Below are 23,186 nucleotides of genomic sequence, written 5' to 3'. Positions count from 1 at the left end.
AGCAGCCTCGAAGCACGCCGCGACGCTTCTCCCAGCAAAGGGGCGTCACGGACTCGACCGTTCCGGCGTGCTTCGAAGCCGAGCTTCCGCTCTGCGACTCAGCATGAGGAGCGTCGAGGTTACCAAAGTCGGTCGATCAAAAATCGCCCGCCGTCCTGTGCGCGAGCCGGATCGGCTCCGGCAGGCGGTATTTCGGCGAGCAGGCCAGCACCAATTCGACCGCGCTCGGGATGTCGGCGAGGTGGCCCGGCGAGATGAAAAGCGGGAGTGTGGCCGTGCGCGTACGGACCACGGCGCCGACGGTCTCGCCGCGGTCGATCAGGGGAACGTGCGCACCCTTCTCCTCGGAGAGCGGCGCATTGGTGCCGACGAGCCGGGTCTTGCCGACGCCGATGGTCGGGCGCTGCAGCCACAGGCCCATATGGCTGGCGATGCCGATGCGGCGGGGATGGGCGGTGCCCATGCCGTCGAACAGGAAGACGTCCGGCTCCGCCCGCAGGCGCCCGAACGCTTCTTCGAGAACCGGCCCTTCGCGGAAGCTGAGAAGGCCGGGAATGTAGGGGAAGGGCGTTGGCCGCTGGGCCACTGCCGTCTCGACGAGCAGGAACCCCGGAAAGGTCACGACGACGACGGCCGCGCGGGAACGCTCGTTCTTCACGCTGACATCGACGCCGGCCACCAGCCGCACCGCGCCGAGATCGATCGGCCGATCGGCCACGATCTCGGTGCGAAGCCGGCGCTGGAGCGCGACGGCCTCGGCCGGCGTCAGGTCCCAGGCATGGCGCGGGTGAAGCTCCATGCCCGGTCCTCGTCAGTTGGCGAAGCGGAAGTGCAGCACGTCGCCGTCCTGCACCACGTAGTCCTTGCCCTCCAACCGCAGCTTCCCGGCGTCGCGGGCGCCGGCCTCGCCGTTCAGCGCCGTATAGTCCTTGAAGGCGATGGTCTCGGCGCGGATGAAGCCCTTCTCGAAGTCGGTGTGGATCACGCCTGCCGCCGCCGGGGCGCGCGTCCCCTTGGTGATGGTCCAGGCGCGGGCCTCCTTCGGGCCGACGGTGAAGTAGGTCACGAGGCCGAGCAGGTCGTAGCCGGCGCGGATCACCCGGTTGAGGCCGGGCTCGGTCAGGCCCACGGCTTCCAGGAACTCGGTCTGGTCGGCCGGCGGCATCACCGCGATCTCGCTCTCGATCTTGGCCGAGACGACGACGGCGACCGCGCCCTCCGCCTTCGCCCGGTCGAACACCGCCTGCGACTTGGCGTTGCCCTTGTCGGCGTCGCCCTCGTCGACATTGCAGACGTAGAGCACGGGCTTGGCCGTCATCAGGCCGAGCTGCTGGAACAGCCGCTCCTCCTCGGGCTTGCGCTCCACGAGCCGGGCCGGCTTGCCGTCGCGCAGGAGCGGCAGGGCGCGGTTGACGAGGTCCAAAAACTCCTTGGCCTCCTTGTCGGAGCCCTTGGCGCGCTTCTCCAGGGCAACGACCCGCTTCTCCAGGCTGTCGAGATCGGCCAGCATCAGCTCCGTCTCGATCGTCTCGATATCGGCGATCGGATCGACCTTGCCCTCGACATGGGTGACGTCGCCGTCCTCGAAGCAGCGTACCACGTGGGCGATCGCATCGACCTCGCGGATATTGGCAAGGAACTGGTTGCCGAGGCCCTCGCCTTTCGATGCACCGCGCACGAGGCCGGCGATGTCGACGAAGGTCAGCCGCGTCGGGATGATCTCCTTCGAGGAGGCGATCTTGGCCAGCTCGTCGAGGCGCGGATCGGGCACCGCCACCTCGCCGACATTCGGCTCGATGGTGCAGAACGGGTAGTTCGCGGCTTGGGCCGCGGCGGTCTGCGTCAGCGCGTTGAAGAGGGTCGACTTGCCGACGTTCGGCAGGCCGACGATGCCGCATTTGAAGCCCATGGCTGGTCCTAGAAATCCGTTGTGATCGGTCGGGGGCCGCGCCCGGAAGCCCGCTCCATCGGGGTCCGGTGGGCTCGTGTCAATTCGCGTCGCGCGCTTTCGCCTTTCCGGCCTCCGCCGGCGTCTTCACCGCGTCCCAGCCGCGGCCGGCCATGGCCAGATGCACCTTGTTCTGGAAGCTCGCATCCTCGCCGGCCGCGAGCAGCGGCGCATGGTCGGCGGTGGCACGGCAGAGATCCTCGACCCAGGGCTCCTCCGACTTGGCGAAGTCGTTGAGGACATAGGCGTGCACCAGCGCCTTGTCGCCGGGATGCCCGATGCCGAGGCGGACCCGGCGGTAATCGTTGCCGCACAGAGCGGTGATCGAGCGCAGGCCGTTATGGCCGGCATTGCCGCCGCCGAGCTTCATCCGCAGCTTGGCCGGCGCAAGGTCGAGTTCGTCGTGCAGCACGATCACGTCGGCGAGCGGGATCTTGAAGAAGCGCTGCGCCTCGCCGACCGAGCGGCCGGATTCGTTCATGAAGGTCTGGGGCTTCAGCAGGATGGCGCGCTCGGAGCCGAGCAACACCTCGGCGGCCTCTCCCTGGAAGCGGCGCCGGAACGGGGCCGCCCGGTGGACGCGGGCGATCTCGTCCACGGCCATGAAGCCGATGTTGTGGCGGTTGCGCGCGTAGCGCTGCCCAGGATTTCCCAATCCGACGATGAGCCGCATGCGTGCTCCCGATACGATCCCCGACAAACGGAAAATGCCCCGGCCGGGCGGCCGGGGCATCGAGCGTTGCGCAAGACGGGTGCGCGCGGCACCCGCCCGTGGCTTACTCCTCGGTCTCGTTCTTTTCGTTGGTGGCCTCGGCCTCGGCTTCCGCCTTCTCCTCGGCGGCCTCGGCGGACTGCGCCTCGGCGATCGCGGCCTCCTCGGCCTCGACCTCGGCGCCGAGCACCGTCGGCGGCAGGATGTTGGCGACGGTGTCGGTCGGCTCGCCGGTATAGGTGCCGGCCGGCAGGCGCAGGTCGGAGGCGTGGATCACGTCACCGATCTCGCGGCCGGTGAGATCGACCTCAATCGCGTCGGGGATCTGGTCGGGCGCCACGTCGAGGGACACCGTGTGCAGCGCGACGTTGAGGGTGCCGCCCTTCTGCTTGATGCCCGGGGCCTTCTCGTCGTTCAAGAAGTGCACGGGAACGTCGACCGTGACGGTCTGGCCGGAGACGACGCGCAGGAAGTCGACGTGCAGCGGCACGCCGGAGACCGGGTCGAGCTGGTAGTCGCGCGGGATCGCGCGGGTCTTCTTGCCGCCGACGGTGATGTCGAACAGCGTGGTCTTGAAGCCGCCGGCGTAGATCAGCGTGCGGGTGCGGATGAGGTCGACGGCGATGGCTTCCGGGGCCTGGTTGCCGCCGTAGATGACGGCGGGAATCTGGCCCTGGCGACGAACGGCCCGGGCGGCCCCCTTGCCGACCCGGTCGCGTGCCACGGCCTCAAGCGTCTTGGTGGCGCTCATGGCGTGATCCTTTTGCAAAAAAATGGAGCCGGGCCAACGACAAAGGCCGCCCGAAGCGGACGGCCCAACCGTTTCCCAGCGCGCCCGTGCCTCCAAGGGTGTCTCAAGGGCGCGGGCGGGCCTTACACGCTTCGACGCCGCGTGGCAACGGCCGGCCGGGCAACGAGGGTCTACCGGTTCGCGGTCGCCATGCCGCGGCGGGCCTCGGCCTGCTTGCTGGTCTCGTCGAAATACTTGGTGGCATCGCCGAGCTGCACCGAGGGCTGGCAGTTCGGGGTGCAGGAATAGGATTCGCGGTCCAGGCCGCGCTGGACCGTGATGATCGAGGCCTGCGGCGCCTGCACGCTGATGGTCGATTCGGCGATCATCGCCCCCTTGCCGTCGAGCGCGATGAGATTGGTGGTGCCGAAGCTCTTGCCCGTGAGCACGACCACGCCGTTCTTCTGCAGGGTGATGTCGGCGATCATCGGATTGCCCACCACCACGGTCTGCGTCTTCTCCGGGAGGCGGATCACCTTGGCGTTGTCCACCTGCACCGAAACCGTGCCCTGTGGCACCGGCTCGTTCGCGTGAGCGGGCGCCGCCAGCACGAGGAGCGCGAGGACCGCCGGAATGGTGTGGAGCGACAAACGGTGGAGGCGCAGGCGGGGCATGGAGGGTCGGTCCGTTCGCGCGGAGTGCGGGACCTGCCGCCGGATGCCGTGCCGTATCCGCGGCACAGGTCCGGAGCGGGCGCATCTCCCGTCGCGGCACGGAACAGGAAACTGATGAAGGAAGCGCTAACCGTACTCGACGCGGGGGCCTTCACAGGCCCGTGCCGCGCCCCGCGCGACCCTGTGCGGATCATTCGAGCGATCTTTGCAATACGTCATTAACTGACCGCCGCAAACGCCGGGTCAGGGGCTTGGTTGGAAGATCGATTTAACGCAAATGCAACGCGTCGGGACTACATCTCGACCTGTCGCCGATCGGGGCCTCTACAGACTTCCGACGGTCGTCCATTAGATCAAGACAAGTGGAGATCATCGTGAAGAACATTGCCAAGCACTTCATCTCTGACGAGTCCGGAGCTACCGCGATCGAGTACGGTATGGTCGCGACCATGGTCGGTATCGCCATCGTCGGCATCTTCGCCAGCTTCGGCAGCAAGCTGTCGACGGCCTTCGCGACCCTCGGTGACGGCCTGAATACGCAGGCTACGAAGCTCGGCACGAAGAACTAATCTTTCAAAGAGGCGACAACTGCTCTCGGGAGCGTATCGGTCATTATCCATCCCGCTCTCCTGGCGGTGCCCCGTTCCAACGGGGCACCGTCGCCCGGCGTTGACCTCGGACGAAGTGATCCCGCCGACGAGTGATGTCCTTGGGATGTACCTGCCCCACAACCGGAATGCCGGATGGTCTGTGGGAGCTGATCAGGGCGACGAGCAGATCGCGAGGGAACCGTAACGGTGTCGGATATGGCGTCCTACCTTCTTCTGTGCGTCGTCTTCCCCTTTCTTATGGCCTACGCTGCCGCCAGCGATTTGCTGACGATGCGGATTTCGAACCGGATCACCGGTCTCGTCTTGGCGGGGTTCGTTCTCTACGCCTTCGCATCCGGAATGACCTGGGACGACTTGGTCTGGCATCTGGCGGCCGGTGTGCTCACTCTGGTCATCACCTTCGCCTTCTTCGCGCGGGGATGGATCGGCGGTGGCGATGCCAAGCTCGCCGCAGCGACCGCTCTCTGGATCGGGCTTGCGCATCTCCCGGAATACCTCGTCGTGGCTTCGATCCTCGGGGGGCCTCTGACGCTCTCGATCGTGTCGGCGCGCAAGTATCCGCTGCCGAAGCTGGCACACAAATTCCCGTTCGCGGTTCATCTGCACGACACGAAGACTGGCGTTCCCTATGGCATCGCCCTGGCCGCGGCCGCACTGCTCGTGCTGCCGAACGCCGTCGGTCTGGAGCAGCTTGCGTGGCCTTAAACGACGGTGACGAGTCGGATCGAACGAGCCGCCTTCACGGCGGCCTTTCTGTTTCGGAAAGTCAGGCGCGAATGTCTGCTGGGACAGCACTGAAAAATCCGCGGTGACGCTCGGTTAACCCTAACTTGACGAATCCCGGGCAAGTCTCGGAACCGGACGGCGCCGGAGCCGTCGCCACGGTTCCAAGCCCCCATGAAGCCAGCCCGTCTCGCCGTTCTGGGAATCGCACTCGTCGCGGGCTGCGGCGCTGCCCTGCTGATGCGGGGCGAGGAAAGGGCGCCCGAGCCTGCACCCGTCGCCAAGGCCGAACCCGTTGCGCCCATTGCGATGAGCGAGGTTCTGGTCGCCGCCGCCGAGCTGCCCATGGGTCAGACCCTCAAGCCCGAGGATCTGCGCTGGATGCCCTGGCCGGAACAGGCGCTGGCACCCGGCCTGATCGACCGCCGAGCGGCCCCGAAGGCGCTCGAGGACGCGGTCGGCGCGATCATTCGCACCGGGTTCTCGGCCAACGAGCCGATCCGGCCCGAGCGCCTCGTCAAGGCCGGCAGCGGGTTCATGTCGGCCATCCTGCCTCCGGGCATGCGGGCGGTGGCGATCACGACCGACACCCGCGGATCGAGTTCGGCCGGCGGTTTCATCCTGCCCAACGACCATGTCGACGTCATCAAGACCAGCAACGAGGGCAGCGAGCAATTCGCCGAGACCCTGCTGACGAATGTGCGCGTGCTCGCCGTCGGTCAGATCGTGCAGGAGAAGAACGGCGCCAACGTCGTCACGGCGGAGACGGCCACCCTGGCTCTCACGCCGGCCCAGGCCGAGACCGTCACGCTGGCGCAGAAGGTCGGGCAACTCTCGCTCGTCCTGCGCAGCATCCAGGATTCAGCGCGGACCGCCGCCATCTCCGATGAGGCGGACATGCCGCCCGAAGGCCCGTTGACCGTGGTGCGATTCGGCGTCGCCAAGCAGCAGCGCCGGTGAGGACAGGACCGATGACGACCCCCGCTCGCTTCCGCGGCTTCGCTGTCTCCCTGCTCGCGGGAGCCTGTCTCGCCTCGGCGCTCCTGTGCAACCCGGTTGCCGCCCAGCCCGGGCCCGTTGGCGCCTCCCCGGTCCTGACGATCGGGCCGAACGAGGCGGCGGTCTCCCGGCGCGTCGAGTTGAGCAAGGGCCGGTCGCTGATCGTCGACTTGCCCCGCGACGCCAAGGAGGTGTTCGTGGCCAACCCGGCGGTGGCGAACGCGGTCGTGCGGTCCAGCCGCAAGCTCTTCCTGATCGGCATCGACAACGGCGCCACCTCGATCTTCGTGATGGATGCCGAGGGGCGACAGATCGCGGCGCTCGACGTCACCATCGCCCGCGACATCAATGTCCTGCGCCAGTCGCTGCAGCAGAGCCTGCCCGGCGGCCGCTTCGACGTGAAGGCGGTGGGTGAATCACTCGTCCTCTCGGGCAGCGTGAGTTCCGCCTCGGAGGCGCAGCAGGCGCTCGACATCGCCAATGCCTTCGTTGGCCTTGCCGCCACTGGCGCCGTGGGAACACGCGGCGCCGTCATCAACAACCTGACGATCCGCAACAAGGATCAGGTGATGATCCGTGTTACCGTGGTCGAGGTGGCACGCACGGTTCTGAAGCAGTTCGGCATCAACGTCACCGGAAACTGGGCGGCGCTGAATCCCCTGGGTTCCTCTGGCAACGTTCTGACGAACAACACGCTGTTTCCGATCACCGGTGCCTACACGCCGGACGGCAACGCCCTGTCGGCCTCGATCCGTTCCGGCGGCGCCTCGCTCCAGGCGACGCTGCGCGCCTTCGAGCAGGCCGGCGTCTCCCGCATCCTTGCCGAGCCGACGCTGACGGCGATCTCGGGCGAGTCGGCCAAGTTCACGGCCGGCGGCGAGATCCCCGTTCCCTCGAACTGCGCCGCCGGTGTGACCGGCGCCGCCTGTACCGTCGCGCTCGAGTTCAAGCCCTACGGCGTGAGTCTCGCCTTCACGCCGGTAGTGCTGGCTGAGAACCGCATCTCGATCCGCGTCGCGACCGACGTGACCGAACTCGACCGGCAGAACAGCTACAGCTTCAACTTCCCCGGCTCGAACCGGGTCACGCCGGTGCCGGCCACGACGCGTCGCAGCTCCGAGACGACGGTGGAACTCGCCTCCGGCGCCACGATGATGACCGCCGGCCTGATCCAGCAGAAGAACCGGGCGGCGATCGGCGGCCTGCCCGGGCTGATGAACCTCCCGATCCTTGGCGCCCTTTTCCGCTCGCGCGACTACCAGCGCGACGAGACCGAGCTGATGATCATGGTCACGCCCTTCATCGCGCAGCCGATGGAGGCGCGGCAGGTGCAGCGGCCCGACGACGGCTTCGTCGATGCGCCGGACGGACAGGCGGTGCTGCTCGGACGCCTGAACAAGATCTACGGCACGGTCGGCGGCGGCACCCTGGGGCCGGCCTATCGCGGCCGGGTCGGATTCATCGCCGACTGAAGCAGACTGGGGCCGATCGCGACCGCACAGCGGGCGAGATCAGCCTCAGCACCGTGTTTGAACGCGCAGTTCCACGCCGGACCGCTGTCCATCCCGGCGATAGAGCGCTCCTGCAGGATCGAAGCCCGATGTCGTTCCCCGCTCGCAATCTCGTTTCCCGCACCCGGCCTATCGCCGCCGCCGTGCTGGTCGCCGCCCTGCTCGGCGCCTGCCGCGCCGATCGCGTCGCCACGACCGGCTCGACCTACCCGATCGATGTCCGCACCCGGCACCCGATCGTGCTGGCCGACGCCGACCGCAGCCTCGACATCTTCCCCACGGGAATCGGCCATGTCGATCCGCGCCAGCGCGCCGACCTCGAAGCCTTCTTCGTGGAGTATCGACGCTACGGGCGGGGTCTGCTCGTCGTCGAGGTACCGCGCGGCGTCGCGCCCGCGCTGGTCGGGCCCGTGGCGCAAACGGGCGAAGCGATCCGGCGCCTTGCGGCGGAGATGGGCGTCCCGCCCGGCGGCCTGCGCGTTGTCAGCTACCCGATCGCCAGCCCGACGCTCGCCTCGCCGCTGCGTCTGAGCTTCCAGCGCATGCAGGCGAAGGTTGCGGACAAGTGCGGGCTCTGGCCGCGCGACCTCGGCGTCAGCGATCTGCGCGCCGACTGGTCGAACGAGCCGACATGGAACCTCGGCTGCGCGATGCAGGCGAATGTCGCCGCCCAGGTCGCCGATCCGATCGACCTCGTGCGGGGCCGGCCCGAGGGCCGCATCGATACGATCCGGCGCACGCAGGATATCGGCCAGCTGCGCGAGGGCAAGGATCCGTCAACCCGTTGGCGTCAGGATGGAAAGGCGAATGTCAGCAGTGACGTGAAGAGCCAGTAGCCGCGCCGGCCCCCTGTTCGCTGCCCTCTCGAACCCCTCTCGATCACCGGCCGCGCCCTCCTCGGCACAAGAACCGGAAACCACGCACCATGCCGGACACTCACGAGGCCTCAGAGCGAACCATCGCCCCGGTGCCGCGCATCACGATCCAGGCCTTCTGCGAGACGCCGGAGACCGCGGCGATGATCGAGGGCACCGCGTCCGATCGGCGGATGCAGAAGGCCCACGTCAAGGTGCAGATGGGCGGGGGCGCGGCGGCCCTCGAGGCCTACCGGCACGCGCCGACGCCCAATGTCATCGTGATCGAGTTCGTGGGACTGAAGTCGCGGCCGCTCGAATGCCTCGACCAGCTCGCCGAGGTCTGCGACGAGGGCACCAAGGTACTGGTCATCGGACACGTCAACGACGTGCTGCTCTACCGGCAGTTCATTCAGCGCGGGGTCAGCGAATATCTGATGGCGCCGGTCGAGCCGGTCGATCTGATGGCCGCGATCTCCGATCTGTTCGCGGCGCCGGGGGCCAAGCCGGTCGGGCGCACCATCGCCGTCTACGGCGCGCGCGGCGGCGTCGGAAGCTCGACCATCGCTCACAACCTCGCCTGGACGGTGGCGCGGGAGCACGGCACCGCAACCGTGATCGCCGATCTCGACGTGGCCTTCGGCACGGCGGGCCTCAACTTCAATCAGGACCCGCCGCAGGGCATCGCCGAGGCGGTGTTCGCGCCCGAGCGCCTGGACGCCAACCTCCTCGACCGGCTGCTGTCGAAATGCGCCGACAATCTCAGCCTGCTCTCGGCACCGGCCACCCTCGACCGCACGGTCGACCTGACCGAACCCGCCTTCGACGCGCTGACCGACCTGCTGCGGGCAACCGTGCCCTGCATCGTTCTGGACGTGCCGCATCAATGGAGCGCCTGGAACCGGCGTGTGCTGGTCGGCGCCGACGAGATCCTGATCGTGGCCGCGCCCGATCTGGCGGGGTTGCGCAACGTCAAGAACCTGCTCGCGCTGCTGCACCAGCAGCGTCCCAACGACGCGCGGGCCCGAGTCGTCCTCAACGGTGTGGGCATGCCGAAGCGGCCGGAGATCGCCGCCGCCGAGTTCGCCAAGGCGCTCGACGTGCCGCTTCAAGCCGTCATCCCGTTCGAGCCGGCCCTGTTCGGAACTGCGGCCAATAACGGCCAGATGATCGCCGAGGTGCAGGCCGGCTCAAAGCCTGCCGAGATCTTCTCCGAACTGGCCGCGGCCGTGACCGGCCGTTCCGAGATCCGCCGCGCCAGGGCGAACCTCCTGGAACCGCTGCTCGCCCGCCTGACCCGCAAGAAGGCGTCCTGACGGTGGCCCGCCTTCTCTCCTCCCAATATCGCTGAGGGCGCGGCGCCATGTTCGGTCGACGCTCCAACGCCGCATCGGCTCCCACCCCGGCCACCGCCGCAGCCGGGCCGACGACGGCTGCCCCGCCGGTTCTCCAGCAGGAGATCGTGCGCGCCCATCCCGAGCCGCCGCGCAATCCGGTGCCCCAGGCGCCGCTCCCGAAGTCGGAGGATTACTTCCGCACGAAGAGCATGATCTTCGGCGCGCTGATCGAAGCCATCGATCTCGCGCAACTCGCCCGACTCGAGGGCGAGGCCGCGCGGGAAGAGATCCGCGATATCGTCTCCGAGATCATCGGCCTCAAGAACATCGTGCTGTCGATCGCCGAGCAGGAAGAGCTGCTCGACGACATCTGCAACGACGTCCTCGGCTACGGTCCGCTGGAGCCGCTGCTGGCCCGCGACGACATCGCCGACGTGATGGTGAACGGCGCAGACCGGACCTTCATCGAGGTCGCCGGCAAGATTCAGCTCACCTCGGTGCGCTTCCGCGACAATCAGCAGCTGATGAACATCTGCCAGCGGATCGTCAGCCAGGTCGGCCGGCGCGTGGACGAGGCCTCGCCGATCTGCGACGCGCGCCTGCCCGACGGCTCCCGCGTCAACGTCATCGCTCCGCCGCTCGCCATCGACGGGCCGGCGCTGACGATCCGTAAATTCAAGAAGGACAAGCTCACCCTCGATCAGCTCGTGCGCTTCGGGGCGATCTCGCCCGAGGGCGCGAAGATCCTGCAGATCATCGGCAAGGTCCGCTGCAATGTGGTGATCTCGGGCGGCACCGGCTCGGGCAAGACGACGCTCCTCAACTGCCTCACCGCCTTCATCGAGCACGACGAGCGCGTGATCACCTGCGAGGATGCGGCCGAGCTCCAGCTCCAGCAGCCGCACGTGGTGCGCCTCGAGACCCGTCCGCCGAATCTGGAGGGGCAGGGTCAGGTCACCATGCGCGACCTCGTCAAGAACTGCCTGCGCATGCGCCCCGAACGCATCATCGTCGGCGAGGTGCGCGGACCGGAAGCCTTCGACCTGCTGCAGGCGATGAACACCGGCCACGACGGCTCGATGGGCACGCTGCACGCCAACTCCCCGCGCGAGTGCCTGGCGCGTATCGAATCGATGATCACCATGGGCGGCTTCTCGCTGCCCTCGCGCACCCTGCGCGAGATGATCACCGGCTCGGTCGACGTCATCATCCAGGCCATGCGCATGCGCGACGGCTCCCGGCGCATCACCCACATCACCGAGGTGATGGGGATGGAGGGCGACGTCATCATCACACAGGACCTGTTCGTCTACGACGTGCTGGGCGAGGATGCGAACGGGCGCCTGATCGGCCGTCACCGTTCGACGGGGATCGGCCGGCCGCGCTTCTGGGAACGGGCGCGCTACTACGGCGAGGAGCGGGCGCTGGCCGCCGCCCTCGACGCCGCCGCCGACACCGTGGAGCAGCCCCTGTGAGCGCGCTCAACGCTCCCCTCGCGGCCGGCCTCGTCGCGGTGGCCGCCGGCGCGCTCGCCTACGTCTTCCTGATGCCGGCCCTCTCGGGGGAGCGGCGGGCCGAGCAGCGGCGCAAGGCGCTGGGTCAGCCGCGCACGGCGCTCGCCGAGCGCGGCGCCGCCGCCAACCGCCGCGAGCAGGTCGCCAAGAGCCTCAAGGAGCTGGAGGCCAAGAAGGACAAGACCAAGGTCACCCTGGAACTGCGCATCGCACGCGCCGGCCTCGATTGGAGCCGGCAGAAATACTACGTCGTCTCCGGGATCATGGCGGCCGTGCTCGCGCTCGTCGCCGTCCTCGTCTCCCACAACGTGATCGTCGGTCTGCTCGCCCTCTTCGCGGGTGGGTTCGGCCTGCCCGCCTGGATGCTCAAATGGCGGCAGAAGCGGCGCGTCGCGGCCTTCGTCGAGGAATTGCCCAACGCCATGGACGTCGTGGTGCGCGGTCTGCGCTCCGGCATCCCGTTGGGCGATTGCCTGCGCATGATCTCGCGTGAAGCGAAGGAGCCGCTGCGCAGCGAGTTCCGGGTGGCGATCGAGGCACAGGCGCTCGGCCTGCCGATGGCGGACGCAATCCTGCGCATGTACGAGCGGGTGCCCGTGACCGAGGTGAACTTTTTCTCGATCGTGATCGGCATCCAGCAGAAGGCCGGCGGCAACCTTTCCGAGGCGCTCAGCAACCTGTCGCGGGTGCTGCGCGAGCGCAAGAAGATGGCTGGCAAGATCGATGCGATGAGTATGGAGGCCAAGGTCTCGGCGGGGATCATCGGTGCTCTGCCGTTCCTCATCGGCGGCGGCACCTATCTCTCGAGTCCGGACTACACGTCGCTGCTGTGGACGACCTCGGTCGGCAAGATCGCCCTGGTGATATCCGGTCTGTGGATGCTCGCGGGGGTCCTGGTGATGAAGAAGATGATCAGTTTCGACGTCTGATCCGGCTCTGCGACCGGGAGCCGAACGCCCCGCTCTGAGGGGCGATGTCGAGGGGAACGGGGCAGCGCGAGCCGCGCCGCGAGAAATGGGCTGGACCGGACTGACATGCTGGATGACTTCGTCAACACGGCGCTGGCCCCGCGCACCGTCGCCGCGGTGCTGACCGGCATCGCCGCGGCGGCCACGGTCTTCACCTTGGTCCAGCCTCTGCTCGAGGGGGACCAGCTCGCCAAGCGGATGAAGCTCGTCAGCGACGAGCGCGAGCAGATCCGGCAGCGCGAGCGCGAGCGGCTCAACAGCCGCGCAAGCCTGCGCGTCGAGCCGAAGGCCTACATGAAGCGGGTCGTCGAGCAGTTCAATCTCAACCGCTGGCTCGGCACGGAGACCGCCAAGGCGAAACTGGTTCAGGCCGGCTACCGGGGGGCCGGCGCCGAGACCGCCTTCCTCTTCTTCCGCTTGGTGATGCCGATCGTCCTCACGGCCGTCGCCCTGTTCTACCTGTTCGTGCTGCAGGTGCTCGACCAGCCCCTCGCCATCCGGGCTGGCCTCGTCCTGGCCGCCGGCTTCTTCGGCCTCAAACTGCCGGAAGTGTATCTGTCGAACGTCACCACCAAGCGCCAGGCCGAGATCCGCCGGGCTTGGCCCGATGCCCTCGACCTGTGCCTGATCTGCGTCGAATCCGGTATGTCGGTCGAGAACGCCTTCCGGCGCGTCAGCGTGGAGATCGCGACCCAATCGACGGTGCTCGCCGAGGAATTGGCGCTGTTGACCGCCGAGCTGTCCTTCCTCCCCGAGCGGCGCGTGGCTTACGAGAATCTCGCCCTGCGCACGGGTCTCGAGATCGTCAAGTCGCTCACCACGGCGCTGATGCAGGCCGAGCGCTACGGCACGCCGGTGGGTCAGGCGTTGCGCGTGCTGGCGCAGGAGAGCCGGGACTTCCGCATGACCGAGGCGGAGAAGAAGGCGGCCGCGCTGCCCCCGAAGCTCACCGTGCCGATGATCCTGTTCTTCCTGCCGGTGCTGTTCGTGGTGCTCCTGACGCCGGCCGGGATCCAGGCCTACGCGCTGATGAAGTGAGGCGGATCGCGGGGAACGGCCTGCGGGCTCATCCCCGGATGCGTTCGGCCGTTCGATGATGTAGCCACGCGCGGACTTCTCCCGCGATGCGGCATCCGATGGCTCTGCTTTCTCTCGACGACCTTGCTCCCGGCCAGGAGTTCACGGCCGGGCCGATCACGGTGAGCCGGGACGAGCTCGTCGCTTTCGCCCGGGTGTACGATCCCCAACCCTTCCATCTCGACGAGACCGCCGCGAAGGACACCTTCGTCGGCACCCTGATCGGCTCCGGTTGGCAGACGGCGGCCCTGGGCATGCGTCTGTTGGCGCAGGCGCTGATCTCGCACTCGACCTCGATGGGGTCCCCCGGCATCGCCAGCCTGCGCTGGATGAGGCCCGTCCTGCCGGGCGATGCCCTGAGCGCCGTCGTCCGCGTCGAGGAGGTTCGCCCGTCGTCCTCGAAGCCCGACCGCGGCATGGCGCGGCTCGCGATGACGCTCACGAACGGGCGCGGCGAGGCCGTGATGACGCAGGCATTCGCGGTCCTGTTCGCGCGCACCGGCGCCGTTCCCGCACCGCGTCCGGTCGAACTCGCGGTGGTGACCGGCTCCGTGCCGGAGCCGGACGACGCGTTGCCGCTCCCCTACCTCGCGCGAGCCGAGCTCGGCGCCACCCGTGACCTCGGTGCCCATCGCTTCGAGGCGGACGACATCATCACCTTCGCGCGCGCCTACGACCCGCAGGTCTTCCATCTCGATGCGGGGGCCGCGCGAGCCACGCATTTCGGCGCGCTCTGCGCTTCGGGCTGGCAGACCGCGGCCGTCTGGATGAAGCGGCTCAACGCGACCTTCGCCCGCGACATCGCGCTGACCGCACGCTCCGGCCCTGTGCCGCAGCTCGGCCCCTCGCCGGGCTTCAAGGACCTGAAATGGCTGCGGCCGGTCTATGCCGGCGACACGATCCGCTACAGAAGCACGCTCACGAACAAGCGCGCCTCCGCCTCGCGGCCCGGCTGGGGCATCGCCACCCACCACAACACCGCCGAGAACCAGCGCGGCGAGCCGGTCTTCGAGTTCACCGGCACGGTGTTCTGGCAGTGGGACTCTCCGGCCGCATGAGCGCTCCGTCCGCCCGCCAGATCCTGATCGCGAGCTTCGTCGGCACCGCGATCGAGTTCTACGACTTCTACATCTACGCCACCGCCGCGGCGCTGGTGATCGGGCCGATCTTCTTCCCGCAAGGCGAGCCCGGCGTACAGACGCTCCAGGCGTTCGCGACCTTCGCCATTGCCTTCCTCGCCCGACCGGTCGGGGCGGCGGCCTTCGGCCATTTCGGTGACCGGATCGGACGCAAGGCGACCCTGGTCGCCTCGCTGATGATCATGGGCCTCTCCACGGTCCTGATCGGATGCCTGCCGGGCTATGCCAGCATCGGTTGGTGGGCGCCGGCCCTGCTCTGCCTGCTTCGCTTCGGACAGGGGGTCGGTTTCGGCGGTGAATGGGGCGGGGCGGCCCTGCTCGCGGTCGAGAACGCGCCGCCGGGGCGCCGCGCGCTCTACGGCATCTTCCCCCAGCTCGGCGCGCCGATCGGCTTCATCGCGGCCAATCTGCTCTTCCTCGGACTCAGCGTGGCCCTGACCCCGGCCGATTTCGAGGCCTGGGGCTGGCGGCTTCCGTTCCTGGCCTCGGCCGCCCTCGTCGGCGTCGGGCTCTATGTCCGCCTCAAGCTTACCGAGACACCGGCCTTCCGCGCCGCCCTTGAACAGGCGCCTCCGGAGCCCGTGCCGCTCGCCACGATCTTTTCCAAGCACCTGCGCGCGACGCTGCTCGGCACGCTCGCCATGGTGGCGGCCTACGCCGTCTTCTACCTCTCCACGGTGTTCGCCCTGAGCTACGGCACGGCCACGCTCGGCTACCCGCGAAAAAGCTTCCTGCTGTTCGAGTGCGTGGCGATCCTGTTCATGGCGCTGGCGATCCCCCTTTCGGGCTGGGCCGCCGACCGTTTCGGGCGCAAGCCGGTTCTCGTCTCGGGCCTCGCGGTGACGGGCGCGCTCGGCGCCGTTCTGGGGCCGATGCTCGGCAGCGACGAGCCCGCCCTGGTGCTCGGCTTCCTCTGCCTCGCGCTCTTCGCCATGGGCTGGATCTTCGGGCCGATGGGCGCGCTCCTGCCCGAACTGTTCCCGACCCGCGTGCGCTACACCGGTGCCTCCGTGACCTACAATCTCGCTGGCATCGTCGGTGCCTCGGGCGCGCCTTTCGCGGCTCAGTGGCTCGCCGGTTGGGGCGGCATCGGCCTCGTCGGTCTCTATCTCGCGGCCGCGGCCGGGGTCAGCCTCGCCGCCGTCGCCCTCATGCCGGAAACCGGGCGCGACGCCTCACGCTGAGGGAGCATTCGCCGCGTGAAGAGCCGTCACACGTCGGGCGAATGGATTGTGCACGATTTAGATTGCGCGCAATCCAGTTTGCCGATATCCACATTCTGAGCCGAACGGATCGGCCTCGTTCAACCCCGATCACGAGGACAGACCCATGACCGTCGATGTGAAGTACCGCACCACCGCCTCTGCCACCGGCGGCCGCGACGGCTCCGCCCGGACCGAGGACGGCAGCTTCCAGGTCCAGCTCTCGACCCCGAAGGAGCTCGGCGGCGCCGGCGGCCCGGGCGCCAACCCCGAACAGCTCTTCGCGGCGGGGTACTCGGCCTGCTTCATCGGCGCCCTGAAGGTCGCCGGTGGTCAGCTCAAGCTGAAGGTGCCCGCCGACACCACTGTCACCGCGACCGTCGGCATCGGCCCGCGCTCCGAGGGCGGCTTCGGCATTACCGCCGACCTCAAGGTCAGCCTTCCGGGCCTCGACCGCGCCGAGGCCGAGCGCCTCGTCGAGGCGGCCCACCAGATCTGCCCCTACTCCAATGCCACGCGCGGCAATGTCGATGTCGGTCTGACGCTGGCCTGAGCGTCATCCGCCTGACATGGACGCCCTCGGCTCCATCGCCGGGGGCGAACGCGTTTCAGGGCCCCTCGATCGTCCGCTTCTGCAGCCCGCCCTTCGCCATCTGCGGCTTCTTCGCGCTGAGGATGCGGGAGTTCACCCCGGTCCAGCCGATCTCGCCGGAAAGCCGGCCGTACTCGATCTTCGGGCAGCGGTTCATGATCACCGTCACGCCCGCCGCCTCGGCCCGCGCCGCCGCCACATCGTCGCGCACGCCGAGCTGCATCCAGATCACCTTGGGCGGGACCGGCAGCGCCAGCGCCTCGTCCACCAGAGGCCCCGCCGCCGCGGAATTGCGAAAGATCTCGACCATGTCGACCGGTCCGGTGAGATCGGACAGCCGCGCGATCACCGGACGACCGAGCAGGCTCTGGCCCGCCAGCCCCGGATTGACCGGCGTGACCGCGTAGCCGCGCTCACTCAGATACTTGAAGACGATGTAGCTCGGCCGCGCCGGGTTGGCCGAGGCGCCGACCAGAGCGATCGACCGCGCCTCCCTGAGCACGGTGCGGATCTGCGCGTCCGGATAGCGGTCGTGCCGGGTGGCGATGCCTTCGGGCGCGATGTCGATCGTCGGGATCATGCCGCTCTTGTCCGCCATGCGCCGGCATGCTGCAAGGCTCAGTCATGAGCGAGACCGTGATGAGCCTGGAGGAAACCGCTGCCTTCCTGGAGCGCGATTTCCCGCAGATGAATGCGGGCGGGCGCCACTTCCACCTGGAGGCGGTGGGGTCGCTCTCGGCGCGGATGCGGCTCGATTATCACGAGCGCCATCTGCGCCCCGGCGGCACGGTCTCCGGTCCGTCGATGATGGCCTTGGCCGACTACGCGCTCTACGCGGCGATCCTCTCGAATATCGGCCCGGTGGCACTCGCCGTGACGACGAACCTGAACGTCAACTTCCTGCGCCGGCCCGGCCCCGCCGCTCTCGTGGCGGAGTGCCGGCTGTTGAAGCTCGGGCGGCGCCTCGCCGTCGGGGAGGTCGCGATTCGCAGCCAGGGCGGCGAGGCGATCGTCTGCCACGCCACCGGCACCTACTCGATCCCGCCGGAGCGGTGAGGCGGTCGAGGCCGGTGAGCGGCTCGGCGCTCGGCGCTACTCCGCCGGTGCTGCGAGGGGCGCTGCGGGATTCCTCGGCGGCGCATCGGTCGAGCGGGGCTGGTAGCCGAGCGTTTCGGGCATGAACAGCAGGTAGAGCGCGAAGCCGACCGCCGCGATCGCCGCCAGCACGAGGAAAGCCGCCGAGTAACCCGCGCCGACGATGACCACGCCGGCCAATGTCGCGCTCAGCGCTGCGCCGAGGCCCTGGGCCGTCGCCGCCGCGCCCTGGGCGACGTTGAACCGTCCGGTGCCGCGGGTGAGGTCGGCGACGACGATCGGAAACAGCGCGCCGTAGATTCCGGCGCCGACGCCGTCGAGGCACTGCACCGCCACGAGGTAGAAGGGGTTGTCGGAGAACGTGTAGAGCACGCCGCGCAGAGCCAGGACGCCGAAGGCGACGAGGAAGATCGGCTTGCGCCCGAAGCTGTCGGCCTTGGCACCGACCAGCACCGCCATCGGCACCATCACGCATTGGGCCGCGACGATGCAGATCGCGATCAGCGACGTCGCGTTGTCCTTGCCGACGACCTTGGTGAGCAGCTGGCCGACCGAGGGCAGCATCGCCGCATTGGCGAGGTGGAATGCGGCGCAGAGAAGCGCGAACAGCATGAGGTGCCGGTTGTGCAGCAGCAGGCTCAGGCCCGAGGGCTGCTCGCAGTTCCGGTCCGCGGCGCAATCGAGGCCGCGGGCGAGATCGTCGTCGATCTCCTCGGCCGGCACCATGAGCATCGCGACGATGGAGCAGGCGGCGAGAAGTCCCATCAGCCAGAACACCACCACGGGACCGAATAGGTAGGCCAGCCCGCCCGCCAGCATGGCCGAGACCGCGTTGCCGGCATGGTTGAATCCCTCGTTGCGGCCGATGCGCTTCGAAAACAGTTTCGGGCCGACGAGGCCGAGCGTGATGCCGGTCAGCGCGGGCGCGAAGACGGAGCCTGCCATGCTGGCGAGAGCTTGCGTGCCGGCCACCAGCGTGAAGTTCGCGATCCAGGGCAGGACGAGGCAGCTCAGGGTCACGACGACGGCCGCGGCGATCACCACGCTGCGCTTGGCATTGGTGCGGTCGATCAGTGCTCCCGCGGGCGTCTGGGCCAGCAATCCGGCAATGCCGGCGATCGTCATCACCAGACCGATCGTGGCCTCGTTCCAGCCCTGCTCCGGCCCACGCACCGCGAGCAGGTAGATGGCGAGGTAGGGGCCGAGCCCGTCGCGGACGTCGGCGAGGGTGAAGTTGAGCAGATCGAGACCGCGCAGGGCGCGCCGGGAGGGGTCGCGCTCGGCGGAGTCGGGGGAGGCGACCGAGGATGGTGCGTCGACGGGCATCGGCAGTCCCCACGGGCAAGCGCGACGTCTCGAGGCTGGGCGTGCAGCCTCGGGAAGACGACGGCCCGAGAAATCCAGGTTTCGAGGGTCGAGCGCCCCGATCGATCTCTCTCAAGTGACCGAGGTCCGACGCGATCCCGGCGCTAAGTCTCGCTCGACCCATTCGTTCCGCGACCGCGATTTCATAATCCCCAGGCCCAGATCACATCTTTGTGCGGTGCGGAGAACTCCGGGTATCGGTCAGCGCCCCGGAGCAACGGTAACGTCGCTTTAGCCATGGGGGGATCGGATTTCGGCATCGCGGCGCCGGCGAAAGGTTCAGTTAGCTTGGCGCGCCGAGAGAGGAGCGCCGACAATCAAGAAACGAAGCCGATGCCCACCTCCGATGACGAGATGAACCGGGCGACGGACAGGGAGAAGCCGACGAGATCCCAGGGGTGGCTGCGATCTCCCCTGGTCCGGCACCTTCGCTCGGCCCGGAACTGGATCGCCCTCGGCGTTCTCGCGCCCGTCGGCATGCTGGTGGTCTCGGCCATCATGCTGCTCGATCTGCGGCGCGACGCCTGGGAGAAGGCCGAGCAGACCTCGAGGAACCTGCTTCAGGTGATCGAGCGCGACATCGCCCGCAACGTCGAGATCATTGATCTGTCGCTGCAAGCCGTCGCCGACAACATCAAGGCGCCCGGCGTCGCGGAGATCAGTCCGGCCCTGCGCCAACTCGTCCTGTTCGACCGCGCCACGACGGCCCGCGACATGGGCGTGATGCTCGTTCTCGACGAGAACGGCGACAGCATCCTGGATTCCGGTTCGGTGCCCGCCCGCCGCGTCAACAACGCCGACCGTGCCTATTTCCAGCTTCACAAGGCGCGCGGCGATCTCGGGCTCCACATCAGCCCGCCGCTGATGTCACGTCTGCTCGGCGAATCGGTGATCGTGCTGAGCCGCCGGATCGACCGGCCGGACGGCTCCTTCGGCGGCGTGGTGCTGGCGAGTCTCAAACTCTCCTACTTCAGCACCCTGTTCGACCGGATCGGGCTGGGGCGGGAGGGCGGCATCAACCTCTACCTGCGGGACGGTACGCGCCTGATGCGCTATCCCGCCGTGCAAGCCGATATCGGGGCGAACATCGGCGGGGCGCCGACCTTCCAGCGCTTCCTCGCCGAAGACAGCGGCAGCTTCAGGGGTATCTCCGTCCGCGACGGCGTCGAGCGGTATTACGCCTTCACGCGCGTCGGGGACCTGCCGCTCATCCTCAACGTCGCGCTCGGTACCCATGAGATCGAGGCGGAATGGAAGGCCAAGGCCGCGGTGCTCGGTTTGGCCGTCCTCGTCCTGTGCGGCTTGACCGTGCTGCTCTCGCTCCTGTTCGGACGGGAGCTGCGCCGGAGCGCGACGATGCAGGGCGCGTTGGCCAAGCTCGCCTGGACCGACACCCTGACCGGGTTGGCGAACCGGCGTCAGTTCGAGGAGGCTTTCGAGCGGAGCGCCCGCGCTTCGGCCCGCACGGGGCGTCCGCTGTCGCTGCTCGTCATCGATGCCGATCACTTCAAGACCTACAACGACCGTTTCGGGCACGCGGTCGGGGATGCCGTGCTCCAGGGTCTGGCCGAAGTCCTGATGCGGAGCGTGCGCCGGCCGGGCGATCTCGTCGCCCGTGTCGGCGGGGAGGAATTCGCCGTCTTGATGCCGGACACCGACCGAGAGGGGGGGCTGCAGGTCGCGGCCGCGATCCACGGCGCCACGAGAACGCTCACCGTGCCGTCCGCCGGGATCGGGCCGGGCTCCGTGACCGTGAGCATCGGCGTCGCCGTCGCTACGACGGGCGGTTCGGCGGATCTCTACCGTCGCGCCGACGCCGCGCTCTACGAGGCCAAGAGCGGCGGCCGGAATCGGACCCGATGCGCTCCCGACGGATCGGGTGTTCCGCCGTCCCACCATCGAAACCTCCGGCTCGGTACCATCTGAAGGCCACCCGCGCGCCGATTCCACCGGCGCGCGGGTGAGCCTGAGACGATGCTTCCCTTACGGACAGGGATGACGGGCGCCGTCATTGCCGAGATAGGTGCCGCTTCGCGCGTCGTAGGAACGGAAGCGGCGGGCGCAGGCCGCCACGGCCTCCGGATCCGGGCCGCCCTGGACCACGACGGGGGCGGCTTGGGCCTGGGAATTGGCGAGAGCGCCGCCGAGGATCGCCCCGGCCGCGAGCCCCGCGACGCCCGCGCCGACGGCCGCCCCGACACCCGGACCCCTGCGATAACCCCGGCCGTAGCCGTAGCGGCGATGCCCGTAATGGCGGTGGCCGAAGCGGCGGTACTGGACGTAGCCGGTTGGCAGATCACCCCGGACCAGGGCCTCCACGGGAGTCTGCGGCGCCGGAGCGGCCGACGCGGGTGCGCCGATGAGCAGGGCGGCAACGGCGGTGAGGGCGAAGGTCGACTTCATCAGTTTGGCAGCTCCTCGCTGATCGATGTTTGGCGGCCTGGAGTGAGAAAGCCGGTTCAGTCCGCGCTCTCCTGGATAGACGTTCGAGCGGCATGTCCGCATCCGGCCGCCCCGGCCCGATGGCCGGGAGGGCGGATTAAGCGCTCACGGCCTCGATGTCAGTCGCGGAAGGTCAGCGGGGCCGGCTTCGGCGCGGCGATCAGCCCGCCGAGGAAGGCGGCGATCGCACCGAGGACCAGTGCGACCGATGCGTAGAGAGCGCCCTGGGTCGCGACCGACTTCGCGGTTCTGGCTGCCTCTTCCGCCTGCTTCCTGGCGCTGGCCACAGCCTGTTCGTACTGCTTTCGATAGTCCTGAACCTGCTGACGGGCCTGATCGACCGGGATGTTCTGCGCCTTGGCCAGGGCGTCGGCGGCACGATTTTCGGCCTGCTGCTTGTCGGCGGCGTCGCCCGAGAGCAGGGCGCGTATCGCCGAGACTGCCGCGTCGCGGGCGGCCTGCGGATCCTGGCCCGCCGACTGGTCCTTCACCCGCTGCTCGATCCGATCCAGCGGGTTGGGGATCTTGCTCAGCGACGGCGCGGCGGCCTGCGCCGCGGTCTGGACCGTTCCCCCGACGAGATTGCCCGCGCCGCCAAGGGCCGAGCCCACGGTGCTGACGGCACTGCCGACGACGCCGCTCGCGGCGGAGGTCAGCAGGTAGAGAACGACGAGCGTGGTGACGACCCACGATACGAAGCCGTGGAGTCCGGCAATGCCGCGCAAGGGCTTTCCCGCAAGACGGCCGGCGACCAGTCCGCCGATAAGCGAGGCCACGATGCCCGAGGCGACGAACCAGACGCCGGCCCCGAGGGAAAACGTCGACGCGGTGGGATTTTCGGCCGTGTCGAGCCCCACCGAGGCGAGGCCGGCGGCCACGCCTGCGAGGTTGATGACGACTTGCGTCACGAGCGCCGTCGCGGCGCCGGCGAAGACGGCCCCCCAGGAGACCTGGTTCAGGGCGACCGTCTCGTGTGCGACGCTCCGGGCGCCGTCCACGATCGAGGGCTGAAATCCGGAAGGATAGGTCACACTGATGCTCCGGGTCTGGGGCCGTTCGCGGCGGAGCGCCGGGCTTCAGTTGCGCCCGCGGACGAGGAGGCCGAGGCCGAAGCCGATCAATCCGGCAACGAGCAGGGAGGCGTGGGGCCACTCGACCGAGCGCTCGTGACCCTCCTGCAGCGTGCGGCGTCCGCGATCGTAGATGTCTTCGGCGACGTCGTAGGCTTCATCCGCCGCGTGGCGCGCGGTGTCCTTGGCTTGCCCGTACACGCCCTCGGCCCGACCGGCGGTCTCGCGCAGCCGGCCCGCGGCGGAATCCTCGTGGGAGTCGGTCAGGTCGCCGAAAGCGCCCTGAACCTTGCCGCCCAGCTCCCGCGCAGCACCTGTGATTCTGTTGGCATCGACCATGGTCGCGACCCTCGCTCCAAAATGATGTCATCGGGCCGCCCGATGCGGGCGGAGCACGTTCCTTCCTGCCGGCGGTCGGCTCGACCCGGCAGCGGTGCACGAACGGATTGCGAACACGCTTGTTCCGGTGCTGCCGAACGGATTCACAGTCACGATCGCGACAGGACGTCCCACAGTCTCAACGGGTGCGACCGCGTTGGGTGCCCGTTGGGCGCGCGAATACGTTCAATGACGGTTCAACCAGCGCGCTCTAAATCTTGAGAACCGGCGCGGCGCCCCGCCGC

At 68.6% G+C, this 23,186-nt stretch carries 24 protein-coding genes; 14 read left to right on the top strand and 10 right to left on the bottom strand.

The window, feature by feature from the left end; translation table 11 throughout:
* Window positions 1–136: 136 nt before the first annotated feature.
* From nfi to HNR01_RS08175, 5 genes are all read right to left on the bottom strand, one after another.
* Window positions 137–799, bottom strand: coding sequence for a deoxyribonuclease V (nfi, locus tag HNR01_RS08195; RefSeq protein ID WP_183667322.1), 663 nt, complete (start codon window positions 797–799; stop codon window positions 137–139).
* A 12-nt stretch (window positions 800–811) separates the two neighbouring features.
* Window positions 812–1,909 carry a redox-regulated ATPase YchF gene (gene ychF / locus HNR01_RS08190; RefSeq protein ID WP_012454294.1) on the bottom strand — a complete coding sequence of 366 codons (1,098 nt, stop codon included), beginning with the start codon at window positions 1,907–1,909 and terminating at the stop codon, window positions 812–814.
* A 79-nt stretch (window positions 1,910–1,988) separates the two neighbouring features.
* The gene (gene pth, locus HNR01_RS08185) at window positions 1,989–2,621 is read right to left on the bottom strand and encodes an aminoacyl-tRNA hydrolase (protein WP_183667321.1); all 633 of its coding nucleotides are present in this window, start codon (window positions 2,619–2,621) and stop codon (window positions 1,989–1,991) included.
* Between the two features lie 103 nt (window positions 2,622–2,724).
* Window positions 2,725–3,411 (bottom strand): 50S ribosomal protein L25/general stress protein Ctc, encoded by a 687-nt coding sequence (locus tag HNR01_RS08180; protein WP_096485431.1) that lies wholly within the window; start codon window positions 3,409–3,411, stop codon window positions 2,725–2,727.
* Between the two features lie 170 nt (window positions 3,412–3,581).
* A complete protein-coding gene (locus HNR01_RS08175; RefSeq protein WP_183667320.1) occupies window positions 3,582–4,064 on the bottom strand; it encodes a pilus assembly protein N-terminal domain-containing protein in 483 nt (160 codons plus the stop codon).
* A gap of 374 nt (window positions 4,065–4,438) precedes the next feature.
* Between HNR01_RS08175 and HNR01_RS08170 the strand changes: the two genes are divergently transcribed.
* From HNR01_RS08170 to HNR01_RS08115, 12 genes are all read left to right on the top strand, one after another.
* Complete coding sequence (locus HNR01_RS08170) at window positions 4,439–4,633, top strand: Flp family type IVb pilin (RefSeq protein WP_026105712.1); 195 nt, start codon at window positions 4,439–4,441, stop codon at window positions 4,631–4,633.
* Between the two features lie 237 nt (window positions 4,634–4,870).
* The gene (locus HNR01_RS08165) at window positions 4,871–5,380 is read left to right on the top strand and encodes an A24 family peptidase (protein WP_017485750.1); all 510 of its coding nucleotides are present in this window, start codon (window positions 4,871–4,873) and stop codon (window positions 5,378–5,380) included.
* 192 nt (window positions 5,381–5,572) lie between these two features.
* The gene (gene cpaB / locus HNR01_RS08160) at window positions 5,573–6,358 is read left to right on the top strand and encodes a Flp pilus assembly protein CpaB (protein ID WP_183667319.1); all 786 of its coding nucleotides are present in this window, start codon (window positions 5,573–5,575) and stop codon (window positions 6,356–6,358) included.
* 11 nt (window positions 6,359–6,369) lie between these two features.
* Window positions 6,370–7,869, top strand: a complete 1,500-nt coding sequence (locus HNR01_RS08155; protein ID WP_017485752.1) for a type II and III secretion system protein family protein — start codon at window positions 6,370–6,372, stop codon at window positions 7,867–7,869.
* Window positions 7,870–7,997: 128 nt separating this feature from the next.
* The gene (locus tag HNR01_RS08150) at window positions 7,998–8,744 is read left to right on the top strand and encodes a CpaD family pilus assembly protein (RefSeq protein ID WP_183667318.1); all 747 of its coding nucleotides are present in this window, start codon (window positions 7,998–8,000) and stop codon (window positions 8,742–8,744) included.
* An 89-nt stretch (window positions 8,745–8,833) separates the two neighbouring features.
* The gene (locus HNR01_RS08145; protein ID WP_017485754.1) at window positions 8,834–10,078 is read left to right on the top strand and encodes a CpaE/TadZ family protein; all 1,245 of its coding nucleotides are present in this window, start codon (window positions 8,834–8,836) and stop codon (window positions 10,076–10,078) included.
* Between the two features lie 47 nt (window positions 10,079–10,125).
* Window positions 10,126–11,574 carry a TadA family conjugal transfer-associated ATPase gene (locus HNR01_RS08140; protein WP_183667317.1) on the top strand — a complete coding sequence of 483 codons (1,449 nt, stop codon included), beginning with the start codon at window positions 10,126–10,128 and terminating at the stop codon, window positions 11,572–11,574.
* A complete protein-coding gene (locus tag HNR01_RS08135; RefSeq protein ID WP_183667316.1) occupies window positions 11,571–12,542 on the top strand; it encodes a type II secretion system F family protein in 972 nt (323 codons plus the stop codon). The genes HNR01_RS08140 and HNR01_RS08135 overlap by 4 nt, the downstream gene beginning before the upstream one ends.
* A 105-nt stretch (window positions 12,543–12,647) precedes the next feature.
* Window positions 12,648–13,619: a type II secretion system F family protein gene (locus HNR01_RS08130; protein ID WP_153875749.1), complete on the top strand. Its 972-nt coding sequence runs from the start codon at window positions 12,648–12,650 to the stop codon at window positions 13,617–13,619.
* A 98-nt stretch (window positions 13,620–13,717) separates the two neighbouring features.
* Window positions 13,718–14,716, top strand: a complete 999-nt coding sequence (locus tag HNR01_RS08125) for a MaoC family dehydratase (protein ID WP_183667315.1) — start codon at window positions 13,718–13,720, stop codon at window positions 14,714–14,716.
* Window positions 14,713–15,981, top strand: a complete 1,269-nt coding sequence (locus HNR01_RS08120) for an MFS transporter (RefSeq protein WP_183667314.1) — start codon at window positions 14,713–14,715, stop codon at window positions 15,979–15,981. Before HNR01_RS08125 ends, HNR01_RS08120 begins: the two co-directional genes overlap by 4 nt.
* Window positions 15,982–16,126: 145 nt before the next feature.
* The gene (locus HNR01_RS08115) at window positions 16,127–16,552 is read left to right on the top strand and encodes an organic hydroperoxide resistance protein (RefSeq protein ID WP_017485760.1); all 426 of its coding nucleotides are present in this window, start codon (window positions 16,127–16,129) and stop codon (window positions 16,550–16,552) included.
* Between the two features lie 55 nt (window positions 16,553–16,607).
* Here HNR01_RS08115 and HNR01_RS08110 read toward each other — a convergent pair whose 3' ends face one another.
* Window positions 16,608–17,171, bottom strand: coding sequence for a CoA-binding protein (locus tag HNR01_RS08110; RefSeq protein ID WP_183667349.1), 564 nt, complete (start codon window positions 17,169–17,171; stop codon window positions 16,608–16,610).
* A gap of 44 nt (window positions 17,172–17,215) precedes the next feature.
* Here HNR01_RS08110 and HNR01_RS08105 point away from each other — a divergent pair, with 44 nt between their 5' ends.
* Complete coding sequence (locus HNR01_RS08105; RefSeq protein WP_026105715.1) at window positions 17,216–17,647, top strand: PaaI family thioesterase; 432 nt, start codon at window positions 17,216–17,218, stop codon at window positions 17,645–17,647.
* 36 nt (window positions 17,648–17,683) lie between these two features.
* On the opposite strand, the gene HNR01_RS08100 is transcribed toward HNR01_RS08105, so the two are convergent.
* Complete coding sequence (locus tag HNR01_RS08100) at window positions 17,684–19,012, bottom strand: MFS transporter (protein WP_183667313.1); 1,329 nt, start codon at window positions 19,010–19,012, stop codon at window positions 17,684–17,686.
* A 372-nt stretch (window positions 19,013–19,384) separates the two neighbouring features.
* Between HNR01_RS08100 and HNR01_RS08095 the strand changes: the two genes are divergently transcribed.
* On the top strand, window positions 19,385–20,977 hold the full coding sequence (locus tag HNR01_RS08095; protein WP_246417432.1) for a sensor domain-containing diguanylate cyclase: 1,593 nt from the start codon (window positions 19,385–19,387) through the stop codon (window positions 20,975–20,977).
* Between the two features lie 57 nt (window positions 20,978–21,034).
* Here HNR01_RS08095 and HNR01_RS08090 read toward each other — a convergent pair whose 3' ends face one another.
* The 3 genes from HNR01_RS08090 to HNR01_RS08080 form a co-directional block, all read right to left on the bottom strand.
* Window positions 21,035–21,454, bottom strand: a complete 420-nt coding sequence (locus HNR01_RS08090; protein WP_183667312.1) for a BA14K family protein — start codon at window positions 21,452–21,454, stop codon at window positions 21,035–21,037.
* Between the two features lie 158 nt (window positions 21,455–21,612).
* The gene (locus HNR01_RS08085) at window positions 21,613–22,524 is read right to left on the bottom strand and encodes a PhnA-like protein (protein ID WP_183667311.1); all 912 of its coding nucleotides are present in this window, start codon (window positions 22,522–22,524) and stop codon (window positions 21,613–21,615) included.
* A 45-nt stretch (window positions 22,525–22,569) separates the two neighbouring features.
* Window positions 22,570–22,902, bottom strand: a complete 333-nt coding sequence (locus HNR01_RS08080) for a CsbD family protein (protein WP_183667310.1) — start codon at window positions 22,900–22,902, stop codon at window positions 22,570–22,572.
* Between the last annotated feature and the right edge of the window lie 284 nt (window positions 22,903–23,186).

The sequence above is a fragment of the Methylorubrum rhodesianum genome (assembly GCF_014199985.1).
Classification (GTDB): Bacteria; Pseudomonadota; Alphaproteobacteria; order Rhizobiales; family Beijerinckiaceae; genus Methylobacterium; species Methylobacterium rhodesianum.
This window is presented reverse-complemented; position numbering and strand designations above follow the sequence as displayed.

Bases quoted from the DNA above. Each gene is read 5' to 3' on its own strand.
- nfi (WP_183667322.1), bottom strand. From the start codon at position 799: ATGGAGCTTCACCCGCGCCATGCCTGGGACCTGACGCCGGCCGAGGCC.
- ychF (WP_012454294.1), bottom strand. From the start codon at position 1,909: ATGGGCTTCAAATGCGGCATCGTCGGCCTGCCGAACGTCGGCAAGTCG.
- pth (WP_183667321.1), bottom strand. From the start codon at position 2,621: ATGCGGCTCATCGTCGGATTGGGAAATCCTGGGCAGCGCTACGCGCGC.
- HNR01_RS08180 (WP_096485431.1), bottom strand. From the start codon at position 3,411: ATGAGCGCCACCAAGACGCTTGAGGCCGTGGCACGCGACCGGGTCGGC.
- HNR01_RS08175 (WP_183667320.1), bottom strand. From the start codon at position 4,064: ATGCCCCGCCTGCGCCTCCACCGTTTGTCGCTCCACACCATTCCGGCG.
- HNR01_RS08165 (WP_017485750.1), top strand. From the start codon at position 4,871: ATGGCGTCCTACCTTCTTCTGTGCGTCGTCTTCCCCTTTCTTATGGCC.
- cpaB (WP_183667319.1), top strand. From the start codon at position 5,573: ATGAAGCCAGCCCGTCTCGCCGTTCTGGGAATCGCACTCGTCGCGGGC.
- HNR01_RS08155 (WP_017485752.1), top strand. From the start codon at position 6,370: ATGACGACCCCCGCTCGCTTCCGCGGCTTCGCTGTCTCCCTGCTCGCG.
- HNR01_RS08150 (WP_183667318.1), top strand. From the start codon at position 7,998: ATGTCGTTCCCCGCTCGCAATCTCGTTTCCCGCACCCGGCCTATCGCC.
- HNR01_RS08145 (WP_017485754.1), top strand. From the start codon at position 8,834: ATGCCGGACACTCACGAGGCCTCAGAGCGAACCATCGCCCCGGTGCCG.
- HNR01_RS08140 (WP_183667317.1), top strand. From the start codon at position 10,126: ATGTTCGGTCGACGCTCCAACGCCGCATCGGCTCCCACCCCGGCCACC.
- HNR01_RS08130 (WP_153875749.1), top strand. From the start codon at position 12,648: ATGCTGGATGACTTCGTCAACACGGCGCTGGCCCCGCGCACCGTCGCC.
- HNR01_RS08125 (WP_183667315.1), top strand. From the start codon at position 13,718: ATGGCTCTGCTTTCTCTCGACGACCTTGCTCCCGGCCAGGAGTTCACG.
- HNR01_RS08120 (WP_183667314.1), top strand. From the start codon at position 14,713: ATGAGCGCTCCGTCCGCCCGCCAGATCCTGATCGCGAGCTTCGTCGGC.
- HNR01_RS08115 (WP_017485760.1), top strand. From the start codon at position 16,127: ATGACCGTCGATGTGAAGTACCGCACCACCGCCTCTGCCACCGGCGGC.
- HNR01_RS08110 (WP_183667349.1), bottom strand. From the start codon at position 17,171: ATGATCCCGACGATCGACATCGCGCCCGAAGGCATCGCCACCCGGCAC.
- HNR01_RS08105 (WP_026105715.1), top strand. From the start codon at position 17,216: ATGAGCGAGACCGTGATGAGCCTGGAGGAAACCGCTGCCTTCCTGGAG.
- HNR01_RS08100 (WP_183667313.1), bottom strand. From the start codon at position 19,012: ATGCCCGTCGACGCACCATCCTCGGTCGCCTCCCCCGACTCCGCCGAG.
- HNR01_RS08095 (WP_246417432.1), top strand. From the start codon at position 19,385: ATGCCCACCTCCGATGACGAGATGAACCGGGCGACGGACAGGGAGAAG.
- HNR01_RS08090 (WP_183667312.1), bottom strand. From the start codon at position 21,454: ATGAAGTCGACCTTCGCCCTCACCGCCGTTGCCGCCCTGCTCATCGGC.
- HNR01_RS08080 (WP_183667310.1), bottom strand. From the start codon at position 22,902: ATGGTCGATGCCAACAGAATCACAGGTGCTGCGCGGGAGCTGGGCGGC.